The 17,750-nt window shown below is 37.4% G+C and carries 18 protein-coding genes; 6 read left to right on the top strand and 12 right to left on the bottom strand.

The annotated features are described in order from the left end of the window. The first annotated feature begins 16 nt into the window (after positions 1-16). Both NHE85_RS03485 and NHE85_RS03480 read left to right on the top strand, forming a co-directional pair. Positions 17-1,246 (top strand): 3-deoxy-D-manno-octulosonic acid transferase, encoded by a 1,230-nt coding sequence (locus NHE85_RS03485; RefSeq protein WP_252809716.1) that lies wholly within the window; start codon positions 17-19, stop codon positions 1,244-1,246. After that, positions 1,246-1,695 carry an N-acetyltransferase gene (locus NHE85_RS03480; RefSeq protein ID WP_252809714.1) on the top strand — a complete coding sequence of 150 codons (450 nt, stop codon included), beginning with the start codon at positions 1,246-1,248 and terminating at the stop codon, positions 1,693-1,695. The genes NHE85_RS03485 and NHE85_RS03480 overlap by 1 nt, the downstream gene beginning before the upstream one ends. Before the next feature lie 2 nt (positions 1,696-1,697). On the opposite strand, the gene NHE85_RS03475 is transcribed toward NHE85_RS03480, so the two are convergent. Further along, positions 1,698-1,880 carry a hypothetical protein gene (locus NHE85_RS03475; protein WP_252809712.1) on the bottom strand — a complete coding sequence of 61 codons (183 nt, stop codon included), beginning with the start codon at positions 1,878-1,880 and terminating at the stop codon, positions 1,698-1,700. Between the two features lie 153 nt (positions 1,881-2,033). Further along, entirely contained in the window at positions 2,034-2,918 is an 885-nt protein-coding gene (fabD, locus tag NHE85_RS03470) for an ACP S-malonyltransferase (RefSeq protein ID WP_252809710.1), read from the bottom strand. Positions 2,919-3,262: 344 nt separating this feature from the next. Between fabD and NHE85_RS03465 the strand changes: the two genes are divergently transcribed. After that, entirely contained in the window at positions 3,263-3,544 is a 282-nt protein-coding gene (locus NHE85_RS03465) for a hypothetical protein (protein WP_252809709.1), read from the top strand. 32 nt (positions 3,545-3,576) lie between these two features. Here NHE85_RS03465 and NHE85_RS03460 read toward each other — a convergent pair whose 3' ends face one another. From NHE85_RS03460 to NHE85_RS03445, 4 genes are all read right to left on the bottom strand, one after another. Further along, positions 3,577-4,527, bottom strand: a complete 951-nt coding sequence (locus tag NHE85_RS03460; RefSeq protein ID WP_252809707.1) for a bestrophin family protein — start codon at positions 4,525-4,527, stop codon at positions 3,577-3,579. Positions 4,528-4,555: 28 nt separating this feature from the next. Further along, positions 4,556-5,278, bottom strand: a complete 723-nt coding sequence (locus tag NHE85_RS03455) for a hypothetical protein (RefSeq protein ID WP_252809706.1) — start codon at positions 5,276-5,278, stop codon at positions 4,556-4,558. Between the two features lie 76 nt (positions 5,279-5,354). Continuing rightward, positions 5,355-6,752, bottom strand: a complete 1,398-nt coding sequence (locus tag NHE85_RS03450) for a HAMP domain-containing sensor histidine kinase (protein WP_252809704.1) — start codon at positions 6,750-6,752, stop codon at positions 5,355-5,357. Between the two features lies 1 nt (position 6,753). Continuing rightward, positions 6,754-7,428 (bottom strand): response regulator transcription factor, encoded by a 675-nt coding sequence (locus tag NHE85_RS03445; protein ID WP_252809702.1) that lies wholly within the window; start codon positions 7,426-7,428, stop codon positions 6,754-6,756. A gap of 224 nt (positions 7,429-7,652) precedes the next feature. On the opposite strand from NHE85_RS03445, the gene NHE85_RS03440 reads away from it, so the two are divergent. Further along, positions 7,653-9,290 carry a hypothetical protein gene (locus tag NHE85_RS03440; protein WP_252809700.1) on the top strand — a complete coding sequence of 546 codons (1,638 nt, stop codon included), beginning with the start codon at positions 7,653-7,655 and terminating at the stop codon, positions 9,288-9,290. 230 nt (positions 9,291-9,520) lie between these two features. Here NHE85_RS03440 and purT read toward each other — a convergent pair whose 3' ends face one another. From purT to NHE85_RS03420, 4 genes are read right to left on the bottom strand one after another with little or no spacing between them, the layout of a single operon-like run. Continuing rightward, positions 9,521-10,687, bottom strand: coding sequence for a formate-dependent phosphoribosylglycinamide formyltransferase (gene purT / locus NHE85_RS03435; RefSeq protein WP_252809698.1), 1,167 nt, complete (start codon positions 10,685-10,687; stop codon positions 9,521-9,523). Between the two features lie 47 nt (positions 10,688-10,734). Continuing rightward, entirely contained in the window at positions 10,735-11,232 is a 498-nt protein-coding gene (locus tag NHE85_RS03430) for a hypothetical protein (RefSeq protein ID WP_252809697.1), read from the bottom strand. 49 nt (positions 11,233-11,281) lie between these two features. Then, entirely contained in the window at positions 11,282-12,466 is a 1,185-nt protein-coding gene (locus tag NHE85_RS03425; protein ID WP_252809695.1) for a pyridoxal phosphate-dependent aminotransferase, read from the bottom strand. Positions 12,467-12,498: 32 nt separating this feature from the next. After that, a complete protein-coding gene (locus NHE85_RS03420; protein WP_252809693.1) occupies positions 12,499-13,593 on the bottom strand; it encodes an acyl-CoA desaturase in 1,095 nt (364 codons plus the stop codon). Between the two features lie 110 nt (positions 13,594-13,703). Between NHE85_RS03420 and rsmG the strand changes: the two genes are divergently transcribed. Together rsmG and NHE85_RS03410 are read left to right on the top strand one after the other, a co-directional pair. Then, on the top strand, positions 13,704-14,333 hold the full coding sequence (gene rsmG / locus NHE85_RS03415) for a 16S rRNA (guanine(527)-N(7))-methyltransferase RsmG (protein WP_252809692.1): 630 nt from the start codon (positions 13,704-13,706) through the stop codon (positions 14,331-14,333). Between the two features lie 82 nt (positions 14,334-14,415). Beyond that, entirely contained in the window at positions 14,416-15,516 is a 1,101-nt protein-coding gene (locus NHE85_RS03410; protein WP_252809690.1) for a histidinol-phosphate transaminase, read from the top strand. Between the two features lie 40 nt (positions 15,517-15,556). On the opposite strand, the gene pruA is transcribed toward NHE85_RS03410, so the two are convergent. Then, on the bottom strand, positions 15,557-17,182 hold the full coding sequence (pruA, locus tag NHE85_RS03405) for an L-glutamate gamma-semialdehyde dehydrogenase (RefSeq protein WP_252809689.1): 1,626 nt from the start codon (positions 17,180-17,182) through the stop codon (positions 15,557-15,559). A gap of 110 nt (positions 17,183-17,292) precedes the next feature. Further along, positions 17,293-17,679, bottom strand: coding sequence for a Co2+/Mg2+ efflux protein ApaG (gene apaG / locus NHE85_RS03400; RefSeq protein WP_252809687.1), 387 nt, complete (start codon positions 17,677-17,679; stop codon positions 17,293-17,295). Positions 17,680-17,750 lie beyond the last annotated feature (71 nt).

The raw sequence follows: 17,750 nt of genomic DNA, 5'->3' as shown, positions 1-17,750 counted from the left end.
CTTCAATTTTTTGCCTATGTTTTTTCTCTATAATATTCTTACTATAATCGCCGGATCTGCACTAAATATAGTGGCACTTTTCAGTCCTAAGATCAAACTTTTTGTTGATGGCAGAAAAACAGTTTTTGACACATTACATAATAAAATTAAACCGGGCGATAAAACTATCTGGTTTCATGCAGCATCACTTGGCGAATATGAACAGGGGCTTCCGGTTATGGAAAAAATAAGGGCAATGCACCCCGAACACAAAATTGTACTTACATTTTTTTCGCCTTCAGGATATGAAGTTCGTAAAAATGCTGCAACTGCCGATGTTATTGTTTACCTGCCTATGGATACAAAGGCGAATGCAGGAAAGTTCCTTTCAATTATTAAGCCGGAAAAGGTGTTTTTTATAAAATATGAATTTTGGCCTAATTATTTAAACCTCCTTAAAAAAACAGGAGTGCCTGTATATCTTATTTCAGGATTGTTTAGGGAAAATCAGGTATTTTTTAAATGGTATGGAGGGTTTTACAGGCAGGCGCTTAAAACATTCCGTCATTTTTTTGTGCAGTATGAAAGCTCAAAAAAGCTACTGCAAAATATTGGCTTTACTAATGTAACTATTAGCGGCGATACCCGCTATGACAGGGTAAGTGAAATACTGGATCGTGATAATACCTTGCCTTTTATAGAGCAATTTAAAAATAATAAAACTACTGTTGTATTTGGCAGTTCATGGCCTAAAGATGAGGCAATGTTTATAGATTTTATTAATGCTTCTACCGATGCGAAATTTATTATTGCTCCTCATACAATAGGTGAAGACCATATTAATGATATAAAAAAAAGTATTACAAAAAGGGCGATTTTATTCTCTGAAAAAGAGGGAAAAAATCTGGCGGAGTATGATGTGCTTATAGTTGATATTATCGGTATTCTTACCAAAATTTATAGCTATGCTGATGTGGCCTATGTAGGCGGAGGTTTCGGTACATCGGGGCTTCATAATATACTTGAACCTGCCGCTTTTGGAGTGCCTATAGTTATTGGTCCTAATCACATAAAATTTCCGGAGGCAGTAGCTTTGGTAAATATGGGAGGGTGCATTGCGGTAAAAGATAAGAATGAAATGAACGATGCTTTATCGTCATTAATTTATAATGATGATGTACATGAAGAAGCAGGGCACATTGCAGGAACGTTTGTTAGTATGAATCGTGGTGCGGTAAATATTATCCTTAAAAATATTCCAGACTGATGGATGCTGTGTTTAAACCCATAGAAGTACAGGATATTCCAGTAGTAATTGCTATGATGGAAGAGTTTTATGCTATAGATAATTATCCTATAGATGCTGATGCTTCGCGGGGGCTAATGCATGAATTTCTTGAAAATGAAAGTTTAGGTAAAGGATGGCTAGTTATTAAGGATAAAGAAGCAGTAGGATATATTATACTAACCTTTGTTTTTTCTTTTGAATATAAAGGGAGGATTGCGTTTTTAGATGAATTGTTTATTTCTTTTAATGCACGCGGACTTGGTTTTGGGAAACAGGCAATTGTTTTTGTAACGGGCCAGGCAAAGGCTTTATCGGTTAAAATAATTTACCTTGAAATTGAAGGGCATAATACAATTGCTCAAAAACTTTACCTTTCTAAAGGCTTTGCCATACACAATCGTGGACTGATGAAGCTTGTGGTAAAATAACTTTAAAAACTATATTTCTCTTTGCAAATATGTTCTTTTACGGTAACTGTATTGCCATTAGCATCTGTAATTTGTTTAGTAACGTCTGAACATTCTTTATGATCATTAGATACATTAACAAACATAGCAGCACCAATGGCCGCAAAAGCTATTATAGCAATAATTATGAAGATTTTAATTTTCATGACAACATGAGTTTATGTAAATATAAAATAAAAAAATCCTCAATGCATTTGCTTTGAGGATTTTTTATGAGTGTTATAAGAATCTAAAATTGTTGTAATGATAGATCTTCGCTCCATTTCATTCTGTTCAGAATGACATGCTTTCGCCAATTGTTAACTTAAAACGGCAGCAGCAGTTTGAGCTTCAGGAGCAATTTTCTTTACAAGTCCCTGTAATACATTACCGGGTCCTACTTCTGTAAATAAAGTAGCACCGTCTGCAACCATATTTTGTACAGACTGTGTCCATTTTACCGGAGCTGTAAGCTGTATTATAAGGTTTTGTTTTATTTCATCCGGATTTGTTACTGCACTTGCAGGAACATTTTGATATACCGGGCAAACAGGAGTGCTGAATGTTGTTTTTTCTATAGCGGCAGCAAGCTCTTCACGGGCAGGCTCCATCATAGGCGAGTGAAATGCACCGCCTACAGGTAGTATAAGAGCTCTTTTTGCACCGGCTTCTTTCATGGCTATACATGCTTTTTCAACGGCAGTTGTTTCTCCTGAAATCACAAGCTGACCTGGGCAGTTATAATTAGCAGGTACAACAACGCCATCAATAGTTGCGCAGACATCTTCTACTACTTTATCATCAAGGCCTAATACGGCTGCCATTGTAGATGGAGTTATTTCACATGCCTTTTGCATAGCAAGCGCTCGCTGAGATACAAGTTTAAGTCCGTCTTCAAAAGTTAGTGCTCCGGCTGCTACAAGCGCAGAAAATTCTCCTAATGAATGACCCGCAACCATTTCCGGTTTAAAATCACTGCCTAATGTTTTAGCTAATATAACTGAATGAAGAAATACGGCCGGCTGAGTAACTTTTGTTTCTTTAAGCTGTTCGGCAGTACCTTCAAACATAATATCTGTTATGCGGAAGCCAAGTATTTCGTTCGCTTTTTCAAATAATTCTTTTGCCTGCCCTGATTTTTCATAAAGGTCTTTTCCCATTCCGGTAAACTGGGCACCCTGACCCGGAAATACATATGCTTTCATACTGTGAGTATTTGTTTTTCAGTTTGTTTATCCCGCAAAAATAATGTTTTTTTCAGCAGTGGCAACTTTTGGTTATTGTGCATGGGTATGGACTTGAAAAACAGCATTTTAATTTTTAACATGTTAATTAACATTTATTGATGTAAAAGTAATTTTAAAAAGAATTACATTTGAAATACCTTATTAAAGCCCACTGGGTTTTCCTAAAAATATTTTTTAATTAAATCCCTCTTATGAGGGATTTTTTTTGTTAATTTAGTTTAGGCAACGCAATCAATATTCATAATTTTGCGTTTTATAGTCTTGCCTTTTTAATTATTATGCCTCTTTATTGATGTTTTTCTATGTCTAAATTTGACCGATTTTCACTCAGATATACTTATTCCTGGTCGGATACTGACAAAGCTAAAACTCACAAACACATAACTGATGACGATATTATCGACAGGAACAATGGTTATCAGGTGCTTGATTTCATGAATCGATTTTTTGAAATGTCGGGGTTAATAAGCCTTGACTCTTTCCATAGGCTCGAAAATCTCATATATAAACACCTTCCTGAAAAATGTGTAAGCCGTGGCGATATGAAAGACTGGCTCGGCAAAAACTGGAATAAGAGAATTTAATAAAAAAGCTGCCTTTAAAGGCAGCTTTTTTATTAAAGCACAAAATAATCATTATTGACAGGCTGAATATTGTTCAGCTTCTGCTCTTCATCTACTATTTCATTCTCAAACTCATTGCGGTATTCGTTTACCATTTGCATAAGATTCTTTTCTATATTGTTTGATATAGATATCATTGGTGTATCTGTTGGCCTGTTTTCAAAAGGATCCTGAAGGTGTATAGCCATTTTTTCAATTAAAAAACAAGCTGCACCTATAGTTGCTATAACAGGTATTTGCATCCATCCTAAATAATCTGTCAGGCCAAAAGGCAGCAGCAGTATAAAAAGGCAAAGCGTAAAACGTATATACATGCTGTAGGTAGTAGGAAAGATAGTGTTTTTTATACGTTCGCATTTACCCATAGAGTCACAAAGCCTCGATAATGTGTTGTCTATTTCAACTTGTTGGTAGGGATTTACTTTTTTTTCTTCCTTAGCTTTTTTAAGGTCTTTAGCATGAAGCATAAGCAGGGCATTGGGTACATGCTTATGGTTTTTTACAAAACGCAGTTCATTTTCATTTAGCAATGTTTTTATGGGCTGTATCGGGTCTTTACCCCTAAGCGACTGTGCCAGGGCATAGCACCACGCTGCCTGTCTTTTAGCAAAGCGTTCTTTAAAATCATTAGCTTCTATAGAAAAATCAGGATCTTTATAAAAGGCTATGACCTGACGTATTAATGTACGCGAATCGTTCACAATGGCTCCCCATACTATACGGGCTTCCCACCATCGGTCATATGCCTGGTTCGATTTAAAAGCCAGTAATAATGAAATAATGGTACCTATTATTGTAGGTACTGCAATAGGTATATTTATAGATATTGCATGGTAAAAATGATGTATTATTTCAAAACCTATGGTGTATATTATAACCAGGGCGAGCTCAACTTTAATTTTGCCGAGCACATATTTAAGGGGTATTCTCTTTTTAAGTAGCATATTATTGTCTTTAAATTAATAGCAGTTTTTATATTGAAATTTCTTCATATAAAGACAGCACGGGTAATCCCAGTGTATTGTTAACAGTTATCCCGCTGTTTTTTTTAGAACATAGTTTTGTCGGCCTTCGGGTTTCTATGACGAGGTCTATATTGTTTTTAGAAATTGCTTCTTCAAGCTGTGGAACGAGTTCTTCATTATTATCATTAATAGCAGCATGGCTGACGATTTTAAATCTAAACTGTGTATTAACCATTTTGTGAACTTCGTGTACGTCTAAAAGTGTTTTCTTATTTTCAAGATATAACGCTTTATTAAACTCCTGCTCTTCTGATGTATCAGTTAAATGAAGTATGGGTATTTTGTTATTAGAGATATAATTGAGAAAATAACGATGGATTTTGTTTAATTCCATTTTATAGGACGCAGGAATAATAATGAGATTGGTAGAAAGATGCTCAAGCAGGTTTTTTAACAACGGCGCCGAAAGCCCAAATTGATAGTGTATATCAAGTATGCAATTTTCTGTGGTATCAATTTCTTTTCTGCAATTATTCAGTACATCCTGCTGTCCTTTAGAAATCCTATATTTAGCTTTTCTTAAATAATAAGAGGCAGATTCCATGTCAGGAGCATCGCTTAATAAAATAAGAGTGATAATACACTTACTATCAGCAGCTTGTTTTATTGCAGCCTTTACCGAAAATAGGCTATCCTGCTGAAGGGTGGTAGGTATAAGTATATTTTTCATGATGTATAAGCTTTAGTTATACATACAAATTAACTTGTCCTACATTAGAACAGGCTTAAATTAAAATTAGAAAATCCTAAGATTTCACATTAGATTTTCTAATATTAGATTTATGAAAGACAATATTTACAACTGTCCCTTTGTCGGGTTCAGACTGTATTATTAGTTCTCCGCCATGCATTCTGATGATTTTCATGGCTAATGGCAGGCCAAGGCCGTATCCGGTGTAGCGGGAAGCCTTTTTACCACGGAAAAAAGGTTCATACAAATAAGGAATATCTTCCGGGGGTATGCCAATACCAATGTCGGTAATTACAATTTTAATATTCTTACTGTTGGCATTGAGCGAAACAAATACCTCTTCATTGTCGGAATATTTAACTCCGTTAGAAATAATATTTCCAACGGCAAGTTCCAGCAAGGGCCGGTTACAGGGCAGCATTAGTAAACTTTCATCTTCAGGCATATCATTAAGTTTAATACTTATGCGGTTGTTTGGGTATAACCTGTCAAGATCACATTTTACATCCAGTAAAAGTTCATCTATACGGGTTATGTCCTGCACCTGTTTTGTGCCGTCATAACCTGTCTGAGTTAGTTTTAGCAGACTTTCAGTAAGATTGCTAAGGCGTGATGCCTGTTTGTTTATTGCCTCAAGTGCCTGGGTATATTCTTCACTGCTGCGTTCTTTAAGTAGTGCAATTTCACTTTCGGCAAGTATTGTTGTTATGGGTGTTTTTAATTCGTGCGAAGCATTGTTTATAAAATTGGCCTGTATTTCAAATGAGGTTTCCAGCCTGTCCAGCATATCATTAAAAGTCTTGGTAAGGTCAGTAATCTCATCAGAATCATCATTGCCCGGCAACGGTAAACGATTGTGTAAATTTGAAGCGCTAATTCGTTTTACCTCTTTAGTTATGCTTGATACGGGATTGATAACCCTTTTTGCCAAAAAGCGCCCAAAAAAATAAGCCAGTATAATAAATGCAATGCCTCCAAAAACCAATATTCGTGTTATATATATAGTGCTTGTATTGCCCCGTCTGTCTTTTGCGGTAACTATAACCATATATTTAAGGCCATTTTCTTCAAAAAGCTGGGCATAATAATAACGATGCTCATCCTGCTTAACCCACCCTTTTCCGGTAGTCATTACATCATCATAAAACTCATGGGGCAAATGCAGGTCTGTATTATATTCAAAAGAGTTGTGTCCGTTTACCTTAAGTACAAAATCATCTTCATCTATCAGTTCTTCAAGTCCGTGTTTTTTCAGTTCCCTATAGTAACGTGCTTTTTCCGGATCATTCTGGTAATGTATAGAAGCTACAATTTTAGCCCTGTCCTGCAGGCGCTTTAAAAAATAATACTCGTTATTCTGCTTAAAAAGAAAAAACACCACTATACACAGCAGGAGTGTACTAAGGCCTGATAATGTAATATAGGTAACAACTATTTTTTTTCTTATCTGCATATTATGGCTTTATAACATACCCTAACCCTTTTATGGTATGTATAAGTTTTGTGTTATAACTTTTATCTATTTTTTTTCGCAGGTAATTTATATATACATCTACAACGTTGGTATTCATGTCAAAATTAATATTCCATACATTATCAAGTATTTTTTCACGTGAAAGTATAACCCCCTGGTTTTTTGCCAGATAATAAAGCAGCTTAAATTCTTTTGCAGTAAGTGTAATAGTATCTCCGTTGCGTTTTACTGTTTTGGACAAACGATCTATTTCTAGATCGGCAATAGATATTATTTCCACGCTGCGGTGTTCCTGCTGCGCGCGTCGGGCAAGGGCATTAATACGGGCTTCAAGTTCGGTAAACTTAAAAGGTTTTGCCATATAGTCGTCAGCTCCGGCATTCAATCCAGTTACTACATTTTCGCTGCTTTCAAGCGCAGTAAGCATAAGTATTGGTACAAAATTACCGGCCGTGCGAAGTCTCCGGCAAATTTCAATGCCATTAATATCGGGTAACATAACATCAAGTACAACAACGTCAAAAGTAGCAGTGCCCAGCATAGTTAATGCAGTAGTACCATCAAGTGCGGCACTTACCTCATAGTTTTTTTCAGACAGGCCTTTCCTTATAATAGAAAGTAAGCCGGGATCGTCTTCTACAATTAATAGCTTCATGTATGTTCAGGCATTTGTACAAAAATAAGCATTACCTTCTTAAGAATTTCCAAATATGACCACCATTAGTTCTTTTATGATTTTTATGTTTAAATACTCATTTTTATTAATGATGCTCAAATAAGTAATATTGCTAATGTGTGATTTAAATAATTATGGTAAAAATATGTAACATTAGAGGTGTTTTATATACCAATATGTATAACTAATTAATCAAAACAAACATGAAAAAGTCATTAGTAGTAGTGCTATTGTTATTACTTGGATTTTTATTTTTTTATCTGGAACTGCCTGTAATAAATTACGGATTTACGGGTTTTGCAGTCATTATTCTTTTACTATGTATTGCAGGGGGCTTTTTAACGGCACAGGGCAATACCAATAACAAAAAGTTTACATTTAAGTTTTCAAACACAAGTAAAATATTTTTCGGTATTGCTTTCATTTTATTTCTATACGTAACGCTGCTTCCATTACTTACAAGTACGGCAATGTTAAGAACAGAGGCTTACAGAACATTAATAGGAAAAGTAAAAGTGGGCGATAAAATGACAAACCATATTGCACCAATATCTATTAATAAAGTGAGGGTTGTAGATGAAGACCTGGCTTACCTGCTTGGTGAAAAAATTCTCGGATCCGATCCTGCGCTTGGGAGCAAATGCGAATTAGGAGAGTTTTTTATTCAGAAAGTGGGTGATGATCTATACTGGATAGCTCCGCTGCAGCATTCAGGATTTTTTAAATGGCTTAATAATCGCGAGGGTACCGAAGGTTATGTAATGGTCTCGGCTACAAATGAGCGCGATGTTAAGCTGGTACAGCATCTTAACGGTAAAGATATTAAGATAAAGTACCAGCCTGCGGCATATTTTGGAAGTGAGATAGAAAGGCATGCTTATTTTAACGGATATGAAACAATTGGGCTGGCTGATTTTAATTTTGAGGTAGATGATAGTGGCAATCCGTATTGGGTGGCAACTAAATATAATAAGAAAATTGGTTTTTCGGGTAATGATGCTACAGGTGTGGTGCTTATTGATGCCCAAAACGGGGAAATTAAAGACTATTCTATTGCCGATGCACCAAAATGGATAGACAGGATACAGCCAATTGCCTTTGTTGTTGAACAGCTTAATGACTGGGGCGAATATGTACACGGTTACTGGAATTGGAGCAATGAAGAAAAACTAACTACTACTGAAGACCTTACCTTAGTATATGGCGAAGATGGCAGGGCGTATTGGTACACAGGAGTTTCATCTGTAGGTAAAGATGAATCGGCGGTAGGATTTGTGCTGGTAGATACCCGTACAAAAGAAACTACGATGTATCATCAAAGCGGTGCTACAGAATATGCTGCTCAAAATTCTGCCAAAGGTAAAGTGCAGGAAAAAGGATATTATGCTTCACTGCCTGTGCCTTATACTATTAACGGGATACCTACTTATGTAATGACACTTAAAGATGGAGGAGGGCTGGTAAAAATGTATGCTATGGTTTGTATAGGCGATTATACAATAGTGGGCGTAGGTAATACAATGCGCGAAACGCTAATGTCTTATAAAAATGTATATAATATGGCTGGCAATCGTATTAACCCGAATGCGAAGGACACCAGAATAAACTTAGATGCTATAGTAAGCCGTATTCACAGCGATATTAAAAACGGTAATAGTTTTTACTATTTTACGGTAAATGATAATCCTAAAATATTTGTTGGTTCTTCTCAATTGTCTAATGAATTACCGGTAACAATAGTTGGTGACAGTATATCTATTTCCTATGATAGTGAAACTGAAGAAGTAATTGATGTTTCTACATTTGATAATATGAAGTTAGGAGTGAAGAAGCAGAAGTAATTGTATTAAATTCAGGTTATACCTTTTACGTATATAATTAAAACAGAAAATCCCGTGTGCATTCTGCGCTCGGGATTTTTTACTTCTATAAGCATCTTTAACAGAATTCTTGTCATTTTGGCGACAGGAAAAGTCTTAGTGTTTTTTGAGATTCTTCACTTCACTATCGCGTTCAGACTGACAGTCAGTAACTCGTTGCGTCTGATTAGTGTCACCCTTGAAGAATTAAATTATGCATTCACTTTAACCAATGCAGCCGCAGCTTTAGCTTTTTCTACAATGCTTTCAATAGGTGTGCCAACGGCATCACTTACTAATGCTACACCCATACGTCGGTAAGGGCGTGATGTTGGTTTGCCAAACAGCCTGAAATCAGTTTTAGGCAGGGCAGCAATTTTTTCTACACCTGTAAATGTTGGGTTATCACTATTTTCAGAGGCTAATATCACAGCACTTGCACCTGCTTTTTCAAGAGTGATCTCTGCAATAGGTAAACTAAGTATTGCGCGAAGGTGCAGCTCAAACTCATTAAAGTTTTGTGTTCCGGCTAGGGTTACCATACCGGTATCGTGCGGTCTTGGTGAAAGTTCAGAAAAATACACGCCCTTATCCGTAAGGAAAAATTCCACACCAAAAATACCGGCACCACCAAGCGCTTCGGTTACTTTACGTGCCATGTCCTGAGCTTCGGCAATAGCTGCATCAGTTACATTGGCAGGCTGCCAGCTTTCCTGATAGTCACCACGTTCCTGCCTGTGGCCTATAGGTGCACAGAAAAGCGTAGGGTTGTTGTTTTGTGTTACTGTAAGTAGTGTAATTTCCGAATTGAAATTTACAAATGCTTCCACTATAACTTCAACCACATCACCACGTGAACCTTCAACAGCATATTTCCATGCTTTTTCTATATCGTCTTCACTTTTAATAGTAGATTGTCCTTTACCTGATGATGACATTAAAGGCTTAACCACACATGGAATACCTACTTCGGCAACGGCCTTAGCCAGTTCTTCGCCGGATGTTGCATAACGGTAATTAGCGGTTCTTAACCCAAGGTCTTTTGCTGCCAGGTCGCGGATAGCTTTACGGTTCATGGTAAAGTTTGCAGCTTTGGCAGAAGGTACTACTTTAATGCCCTGTTTTTCGAAATCGTAAAAACGTTCGGTGCGTATTGCTTCTATTTCGGGTACAATAAAATCAGGATTATGTTTTGCTATAATACGGTCAAGTGCATCGCCATCAAGCATGTTAATAACCTCAAAACCATCGGCAACCTGCATTGCAGGAGCACCTTCATAACTATCTACGGCAATAACTGTCTGGCCTATGCGCTGTGCTGCAATAACAAATTCTTTACCAAGTTCTCCTGATCCTAATAGTACTATTTTTTTTTGCATTGTATTGTTGTGGTTGATGTATTTTTAAAAGTTCAAATGTACAAAGTTTAAATTTGCTCTTTTGTTTTTTGCCCTATTTTCAGTTTTGTTAATTGTACTACAGCGAGTCCGCCGGTAAGGGTTACGATTACAGTTATAAAAGCGAAAAAAATGATCATGGCAATAAGAGAGTAGGGTACGATAGCCAGAAATGCTGCATCGCCTATACGGAGCCATTCTGCAATAACTGCAATAAAATAAATGACGCAGATAAAAATAAAAAGTTTTACAGTAACTAAAAAAGTAAAAAGAAAACTGGTGCGCAGTGTGTCTTTTTTAGATAATGCCGGAGCTATTATTTTTCCTGTTTTCCATAGTATTATGGCAAGGGCAGATGCAATAAGCGTCCATACCATAGGATTCCAGAATAATTTAAAGCTTGCGAGTTTCAGAAGGAATCTGAAAGGATAAAATTTTGACACCGATAGTGCCATTGTGCCCATTACTAATCCTATTGGCAGGCCTATTAGTAAAGCAAATTTTGAACCTGTTTTGTCTGTATCCATAAAGCAAAAGTATAAAAAAAGTCCCGCTCTGTGGCGGGACTCAATATATTTAAGCTAATGCTTGTTTTATTCGTTTAAGCGCTTCTTTAAGAATTTCTTCGCTTGTTGCATAAGAGAACCGAATGCAGTCAGGGTTTCCAAAAGCATCTCCTGTTACTGTAGCTACGTTGGCATGCTCTAAAAGGTACATTGATAAATCATCGGCATTTTTAATCTCAACACCATTAAGTGTTTTGCCAAAGAACGATGATACATCTGGGAAAACATAAAAAGCACCTTCAGGTACGTTTATTTTTACACCAGGAATTTCTTTCAATAGCCCTACAACAAGATCTCTACGGCTATGGAAAGCGCTAACCATATCTTTTAATACACTTGGATCTGCATCTACAGCAGTAATAGTAGCACGCTGTGCTATACTGTTAGCACCACTTGTTACCTGACCCTGCATTTTTGTACATGCTTTAGCAATAAATTCAGGAGCACCAATATAGCCAATTCTCCAGCCTGTCATGGCAAATGCTTTTGCAACACCATTGACAGTAATGGTTTTGTCAAACATTCCCGGTATTGTAGCTATGCTGCAAAATGTACCTGAGAAATTGATGTGCTCATAGATCTCATCCGATACCACATAGATATTAGGATATTTTTCAAGCACTTTTGCCAATGCAGTAAGCTCCTCGCGGCTGTAAACAGATCCGCTTGGGTTACATGGCGAACTGAACATCATTAGCTTTGTTTTTGGCGTAATTGCCGCTTCAAGCTGTTGTGGTGTTATTTTAAAATCACTTTCTACAGAAGTTGGTACCTCTACAGGAACAGCTTCTGCCATCTTAACCATTTCAGCATAGCTTACCCAGTACGGTGCAGGTAATATACATTCCTCTCCAGGGTTAAGCATAACCTGGCATACGTTATAAAGCGACTGTTTTGCACCTGTAGAAACAACGATGTTTGCAGGTTTATAGTCAAGATTGTTATCACGCTTAAATTTGCGGCAAATAGCTTCTTTAAGCTCAACATATCCGTCAACAGGGCTATAAGTACTATAATTTTCGTGTATGGCTTTTATAGCAGCCTCTTTAATAAAATCAGGTGTATTAAAATCAGGCTCGCCAAGGCTAAGGCTGATGATGTCTTTACCCTGTGCCTTAAGTTCTCTGGCTTTTGCAGCCATAGCAAGGGTTTGCGATGTAGATAGATTGTTAATTCTGTCTGAAAGCGGATTCATCGATAGAATGTTTTTGGATTTATGTTTCTTAATTAATTCAATGCAGGTTTCATTCCCAGTTCTTTTAAGTGCCTGAAGTGTGCTGCAACAGCACTGCGCATGGTTTTAAACTCATGATAGGGCAGGTTGTGCTCTTTTGCCGTTTGTTTTACAATTTCAGCAATTTTGCCATAATGAACATGGCTTATGTTGGGGAATATATGATGTTCTATCTGGTGGTTAAGCCCGCCTGTAAACCAGTTTACTATTTTGTTTTTAGGCGCAAAGTTGGCTGTAGTATATAGCTGGTGTATTGCCCAGGTATTTTCCATTTCACCATTTTCATCCGGTAGCGGATTTGCTGTTTCTTCCACAACGTGAGCCAGCTGAAATACAACGCTCAATATAAGTCCGGCTACATAGTGCATTACAAAAAAGCCTATAAGTACTTTCCACCATGTAATACCTAAAAGTATTGGAGTAACTATCCAGATAAGTACATAGATTATTTTAGTAATTACCAAAACCGTCCATTGTTTTATAGGGCTTTGAAATTTACCATAAGAAAGGCCTCTTTTAATATAACGCCTCATCTGCTTAATATCTGTAGTTATTGCCCAGTTAAAGGTTAGCAGGCCATATAGAAAAATAGAATAATAATGCTGGAATTTGTGCATTTTCATCCATTTAGCAGTATGTGTAAAACGTATTATCCTCCCGGCATCAAGATCTTCATCATGGCCGTGAATATTTGTATAGGTGTGGTGAAGTACATTGTGCTGTACCTGCCAGTTGTTTACATTACCTGCTAAAAGATACAGGCTTCCGCCCATAAATTTATTTAACCATGATTTATCGGAATAAGAACCGTGGTTGCCATCGTGCATAACATTCATGCCTATTCCTGCCATACCAATACCCATAACTACAGATAATAATAGCTGTGCCCATACAGGCATATCAAGGGCAAGGATAACAAAATAAGGCGTAAGCAGAAGCGAAAACATAATTACAGCCTTTAGGTGTAATTTCCAGTTCCCGGTTTTTTTTATATTGTTCTCTTTAAAATAATCATTCACTCTTTTGTTTAGCGTACGAAAAAATTTTACAGAGTCATTTTTAGAAAATATAGGTGGATTTATATGCATAACAAGTTTATAGTCTTGGGTTTCAAAGGTAGTTATTAATGAACAGGTAAAAGCAAAAATCATGCAAAAATTCATCACGGAAATGATTACTTTTGTTCAAAATTAAAAAGATGCAGGAGATACTTAAGCATTTTCCTAACCTTACTGAAATTCAGGTCGCTCAATTCACTAAGCTGGAGGAGTTGTACAAGGAATGGAATGCCAGAATAAATGTTATTTCACGAAAAGATATTGATGAGCTTTACACCAGGCATGTACTGCATTCTTTGGGAATTGCAAAGGTGCAGGAATTTAAGCCGGGATCGTGGATTCTTGATGTAGGTACAGGAGGTGGTTTTCCCGGAATTCCACTTGCAATACTTTTTCCCGAAACTAAATTTTACCTTATTGATGTTATTGCTAAAAAGATAAAAGTTGTTCAGGAAGTAGCAAATGGTCTTGGTCTGGAAAATGTAAAGGCTGAGCAGATTCGTGCAGAGAATATAAAGGGCGATTTTGATTTTATTGTGAGTCGTGCAGTAACTAATATGCCCGATTTTGTAGCATGGGTAAAGGAAAAGATAAAGAAAAAGCAAAATCACGAACTTAAAAATGGTATCCTCTACCTAAAAGGGGGCGACCTTACCGAAGAGCTTCAGGATTTCCCGAAAGCAACTTTATATAACCTGTCCGATTATTTTAAAGATGAATTTTTTGAAACCAAAAAGGTAGTCCACCTGCCTCTGAAATATAAACCATAAAAAACGCTCCCTTTGAGGAGCGTTTTTTATGTAACAAAAAGCAATTAACGGCTACTTATTATCTATCTAATATTCTCAGATTATGAAAAATAGCAGAAGGGACTGGTTCAAAAAGGCAGGATTGGCCGCACTGGGCTTAAGCCTGGCTCCGATGGAAGGTTTTGCAATTAATAGTATTAATATTTCTGCTGTAACAGGAGGTACGAAGATCAGGCTGAGTTCGAATGAAAATCCGTATGGACCTCCTATGGCATCGCGCACAGCAATGACTGCAGCTGTAAATGAAAGTAATCGTTACAGCTGGGACCAGACTTCACGGCTTGTTGCCGCTATTGCCAAAAAAAACAGACTTGCTGAAGAAAATGTATTAATGAGTGCCGGGTCTATAGAAATGCTGGACATTGCAGGGCGCCTTGCCGCCAAAGATAAAGGCAGCATTGTAATTGCCGATAATACATTTAGCTATTGGACCAGAGCCGCAGTACAATTAGGTGCTGAGACAATCGAAGTTCCGCTTACCAACGATAAAAAGATTGACCTTGGTGCCATGCTGAAGGCTATACGCCCTGATACCAAATTGGTTTATATCTGTAATCCCAACAATCCTACCGGGACGGTACTAAAAACAGTTGACCTTGTCAACTTTATAAAGGAAGCTTCGCGTAAAGCGATTGTCTTGGTTGATGAGGCTTATATCGAATTTACCGATGAAGCTTCAATAGCTACATTGGTAAAGGATAATAAAAATGTTATTGTAACCCGAACCTTCTCAAAAATATACGGACTCGCAGGAGCACGTATTGGCTATGCTCTGGCACATGCCGATACCATCAAAGAGATGGACAAGTTACAGGCGTATGTTTTGGGTGGTATAAGTGCGGTTTCGGGCGCTGGGGCAATCGCAGCACTTGATGACGCTGCGTTTGTTGAGAAAACAAAAGTGCTGAACGAAGCTGCTAAAAATTACACTGTGGGGGAAATGGAAAAGCTAGGTATTAGCTGTATTCCTTCATCTACCAATTTCCTTTATTTTTCACTGGCAGATTATAAAAAGGATTTCTTTAAGCTGCTTGAAAGTAACAGTATAGAAGGGACGGGGATTTTCGAAGAAAACGGCAGATGGTCACGCATCACTATCGGAACGATGGAAGATATGCAAAAGTTAATTAGGGCTATATCTTAAATAAAAAGGCTTCCAATAGGAAGCCTTTTCTATATAATTATTATCCTAAGAAAGGATATCTGTAATCTGTTGGCGGAACAAACGTTTCTTTGATTGTTCTTGGCGATACCCAACGAAGCAGGTTCAGTACAGATCCGGCTTTGTCATTTGTACCTGATGCTCTTGCGCCACCAAACGGCTGCTGGCCAACAACTGCACCTGTAGGTTTATCGTTGATGTAGAAGTTACCTGCGCTGTTTTCAAGTGCTTTTGTAGCTTCCTCAATAGCATAACGATCCTGGCTGAAAATAGCTCCTGTTAAAGCATAAGGCGAAGTTTCATCTACAAGCTGAAGCGTTTCAGTCCACTTAGCATCCTCATAAACATATACAGTAAGTACAGGGCCAAAAAGCTCTGTGCTCATAGTGTCATACTTAGGGTTTGTAGTAACAATTACTGTTGGTTCGATAAAATAACCTACTGACTTGTCATATGTTCCACCTGCAATAATTTCTGCTTCTGGAGATGCTTTAGCGGCATCTATAGCAGCAGCAAGTTTGTCAAATGAACCTTCATGTATAACAGCAGAGATAAAGTTTGTTGTATCTTCAGGAGAACCCATTTTAAAAGAAGCAAGGTCTTTTACTAAATGGTCTTTTACTGCCGGCCATATAGATTGTGGTATATATGCTCTTGATGCAGCCGAACATTTTTGTCCCTGATATTCAAAAGCTCCTCTTGAAAGTGCAGTAGCAACTTCCGCAGGAATAGAAGATGGGTGGGCAATAACAAAGTCTTTACCTCCGGTTTCTCCTACTATTCTTGGATAGCCTTTATACTTACCAACGTTTTGGCCTATTTTACCCCAAATGCTGTTAAATACTCCTGTAGATCCGGTAAAGTGAACTCCGGCAAAATCAGGGCTTTCTATTAACGTATCGGTAACCATACCGGCATTTCCGTTTATCATGTTTATAACACCGTCCGGTAATCCGGCAAGTTTAAATACCTCCATGATCACGTTAGCGCTAAGCATTTGTGTAGCACTCGGTTTCCAGATCACTACGTTGCCCATTAAAGCAGGTGAAGCAGGAAGGTTACCGGCAATAGCAGTGAAATTAAACGGAGTAATAGCATACACAAATCCTTCAAGAGGGCGGTGTTCCATTCTGTTCCATATACCTTCAGATGATACCGGCTGTTCCGCATAAATTTGAGTCATAAACTCTACGTTGTAACGTAAAAAGTCTATAAACTCACATGCCGAATCAATTTCTGCCTGATGCACTGTTTTTGCCTGGCCTATCATAGTTGCAGCGTTTATTTTAGCGCGGTATGGACCTGCTAAAAGCTCTGCAGCTTTAAGAAAAATAGAAGCTCTGTGCTCCCATGATAAAGCAGCCCATTTTTTCTTAGCCGCTAAAGCAGCAGTAATGGCTTTTTCTACATGTTGTTTGTCAGCTTCATGATAGGTTCCCACAACTTTTTTATGATCAAAAGGAGGGTTTATAGTTTTGGTGTTTCCTGTGCGTATTTCTTCGCTTCCTATGTATAGAGGTACATCTGTAGTAGCATTATACATTTCTTTAAAAGCGGCCAGTACCTGCTCTCTTTCTTTAGATCCGGGAGCGTAAGATTTAACGGGTTCGTTAATAGCTTTAGGTACATTATATATTCCTTTTGGCATAGTATAAGTAATTTTAAAGGATTAAATTAAAGTATTGCAAATGTACAATAAAATATTCATCCTGTAATTGCAAATAATACAGAAAAAAGGGTGAAATACTGACTATTATGTTAGTTTATGGCAAACGGTGCGCTTAGCCTGAAAGTAGGTACTATTACCCTGAAAGTGCGTGTAGTGGTAAAATTAATCATATTGAAATAACCCCTCATAGCTCCAAAAGGCGATGCCAAAAGGCAGCCCGAACTATATATATGTTTTTCACCGGGTTTAAGTACAGGCTTTTTACCTATAACTCCTTCACCATCTACCGTTTCAATATCATTAAGGGAATCATATATTTCCCAGTGGCGGGTATTCAATTGTACAGAATCTTTGCTTTGGTTTTCTATGGTTATCTCATAGCTAAAAGCAAATTGAATCCTGTAATTTTTAAAGTATGTACCTTCAAAATTAGTGGATACCGATATTTTTATGCCTCTTGTTATCTGTGTTACCATGCTAAACCTTTTAAACGGTTCTCAATCCTGCCTCAAAATTACAAATTTATTATATGATAGGCTAAAATTTG

Origin of the sequence: Flavobacterium sp. NRK1, from assembly GCF_024054175.1 — a bacterium.
Classification (GTDB): Bacteria; Bacteroidota; Bacteroidia; order Flavobacteriales; family Flavobacteriaceae; genus Flavobacterium.
The sequence above is the reverse complement of the archived record's forward strand: the minus strand, read 5'-3'. Positions and strand labels throughout refer to the sequence as shown.

What these genes read in the sequence shown, in the direction of transcription:
- pruA (WP_252809689.1), bottom strand. Translation starts at nt 17,182, where the DNA reads ATGCCAAAAGGAATATATAATGTACCTAAAGCTATTAACGAACCCGTT.
- NHE85_RS03465 (WP_252809709.1), top strand. Translation starts at nt 3,263, where the DNA reads ATGTCTAAATTTGACCGATTTTCACTCAGATATACTTATTCCTGGTCG.
- NHE85_RS03450 (WP_252809704.1), bottom strand. Translation starts at nt 6,752, where the DNA reads ATGCAGATAAGAAAAAAAATAGTTGTTACCTATATTACATTATCAGGC.
- NHE85_RS03420 (WP_252809693.1), bottom strand. Translation starts at nt 13,593, where the DNA reads ATGCATATAAATCCACCTATATTTTCTAAAAATGACTCTGTAAAATTT.
- fabD (WP_252809710.1), bottom strand. Translation starts at nt 2,918, where the DNA reads ATGAAAGCATATGTATTTCCGGGTCAGGGTGCCCAGTTTACCGGAATG.
- NHE85_RS03410 (WP_252809690.1), top strand. Translation starts at nt 14,416, where the DNA reads ATGAAAAATAGCAGAAGGGACTGGTTCAAAAAGGCAGGATTGGCCGCA.
- apaG (WP_252809687.1), bottom strand. Translation starts at nt 17,679, where the DNA reads ATGGTAACACAGATAACAAGAGGCATAAAAATATCGGTATCCACTAAT.
- NHE85_RS03460 (WP_252809707.1), bottom strand. Translation starts at nt 4,527, where the DNA reads ATGCTACTTAAAAAGAGAATACCCCTTAAATATGTGCTCGGCAAAATT.
- rsmG (WP_252809692.1), top strand. Translation starts at nt 13,704, where the DNA reads ATGCAGGAGATACTTAAGCATTTTCCTAACCTTACTGAAATTCAGGTC.
- NHE85_RS03455 (WP_252809706.1), bottom strand. Translation starts at nt 5,278, where the DNA reads ATGAAAAATATACTTATACCTACCACCCTTCAGCAGGATAGCCTATTT.
- NHE85_RS03485 (WP_252809716.1), top strand. Translation starts at nt 17, where the DNA reads ATGTTTTTTCTCTATAATATTCTTACTATAATCGCCGGATCTGCACTA.
- NHE85_RS03440 (WP_252809700.1), top strand. Translation starts at nt 7,653, where the DNA reads ATGAAAAAGTCATTAGTAGTAGTGCTATTGTTATTACTTGGATTTTTA.
- NHE85_RS03475 (WP_252809712.1), bottom strand. Translation starts at nt 1,880, where the DNA reads ATGAAAATTAAAATCTTCATAATTATTGCTATAATAGCTTTTGCGGCC.
- purT (WP_252809698.1), bottom strand. Translation starts at nt 10,687, where the DNA reads ATGCAAAAAAAAATAGTACTATTAGGATCAGGAGAACTTGGTAAAGAA.
- NHE85_RS03430 (WP_252809697.1), bottom strand. Translation starts at nt 11,232, where the DNA reads ATGGATACAGACAAAACAGGTTCAAAATTTGCTTTACTAATAGGCCTG.
- NHE85_RS03445 (WP_252809702.1), bottom strand. Translation starts at nt 7,428, where the DNA reads ATGAAGCTATTAATTGTAGAAGACGATCCCGGCTTACTTTCTATTATA.
- NHE85_RS03480 (WP_252809714.1), top strand. Translation starts at nt 1,246, where the DNA reads ATGGATGCTGTGTTTAAACCCATAGAAGTACAGGATATTCCAGTAGTA.
- NHE85_RS03425 (WP_252809695.1), bottom strand. Translation starts at nt 12,466, where the DNA reads ATGAATCCGCTTTCAGACAGAATTAACAATCTATCTACATCGCAAACC.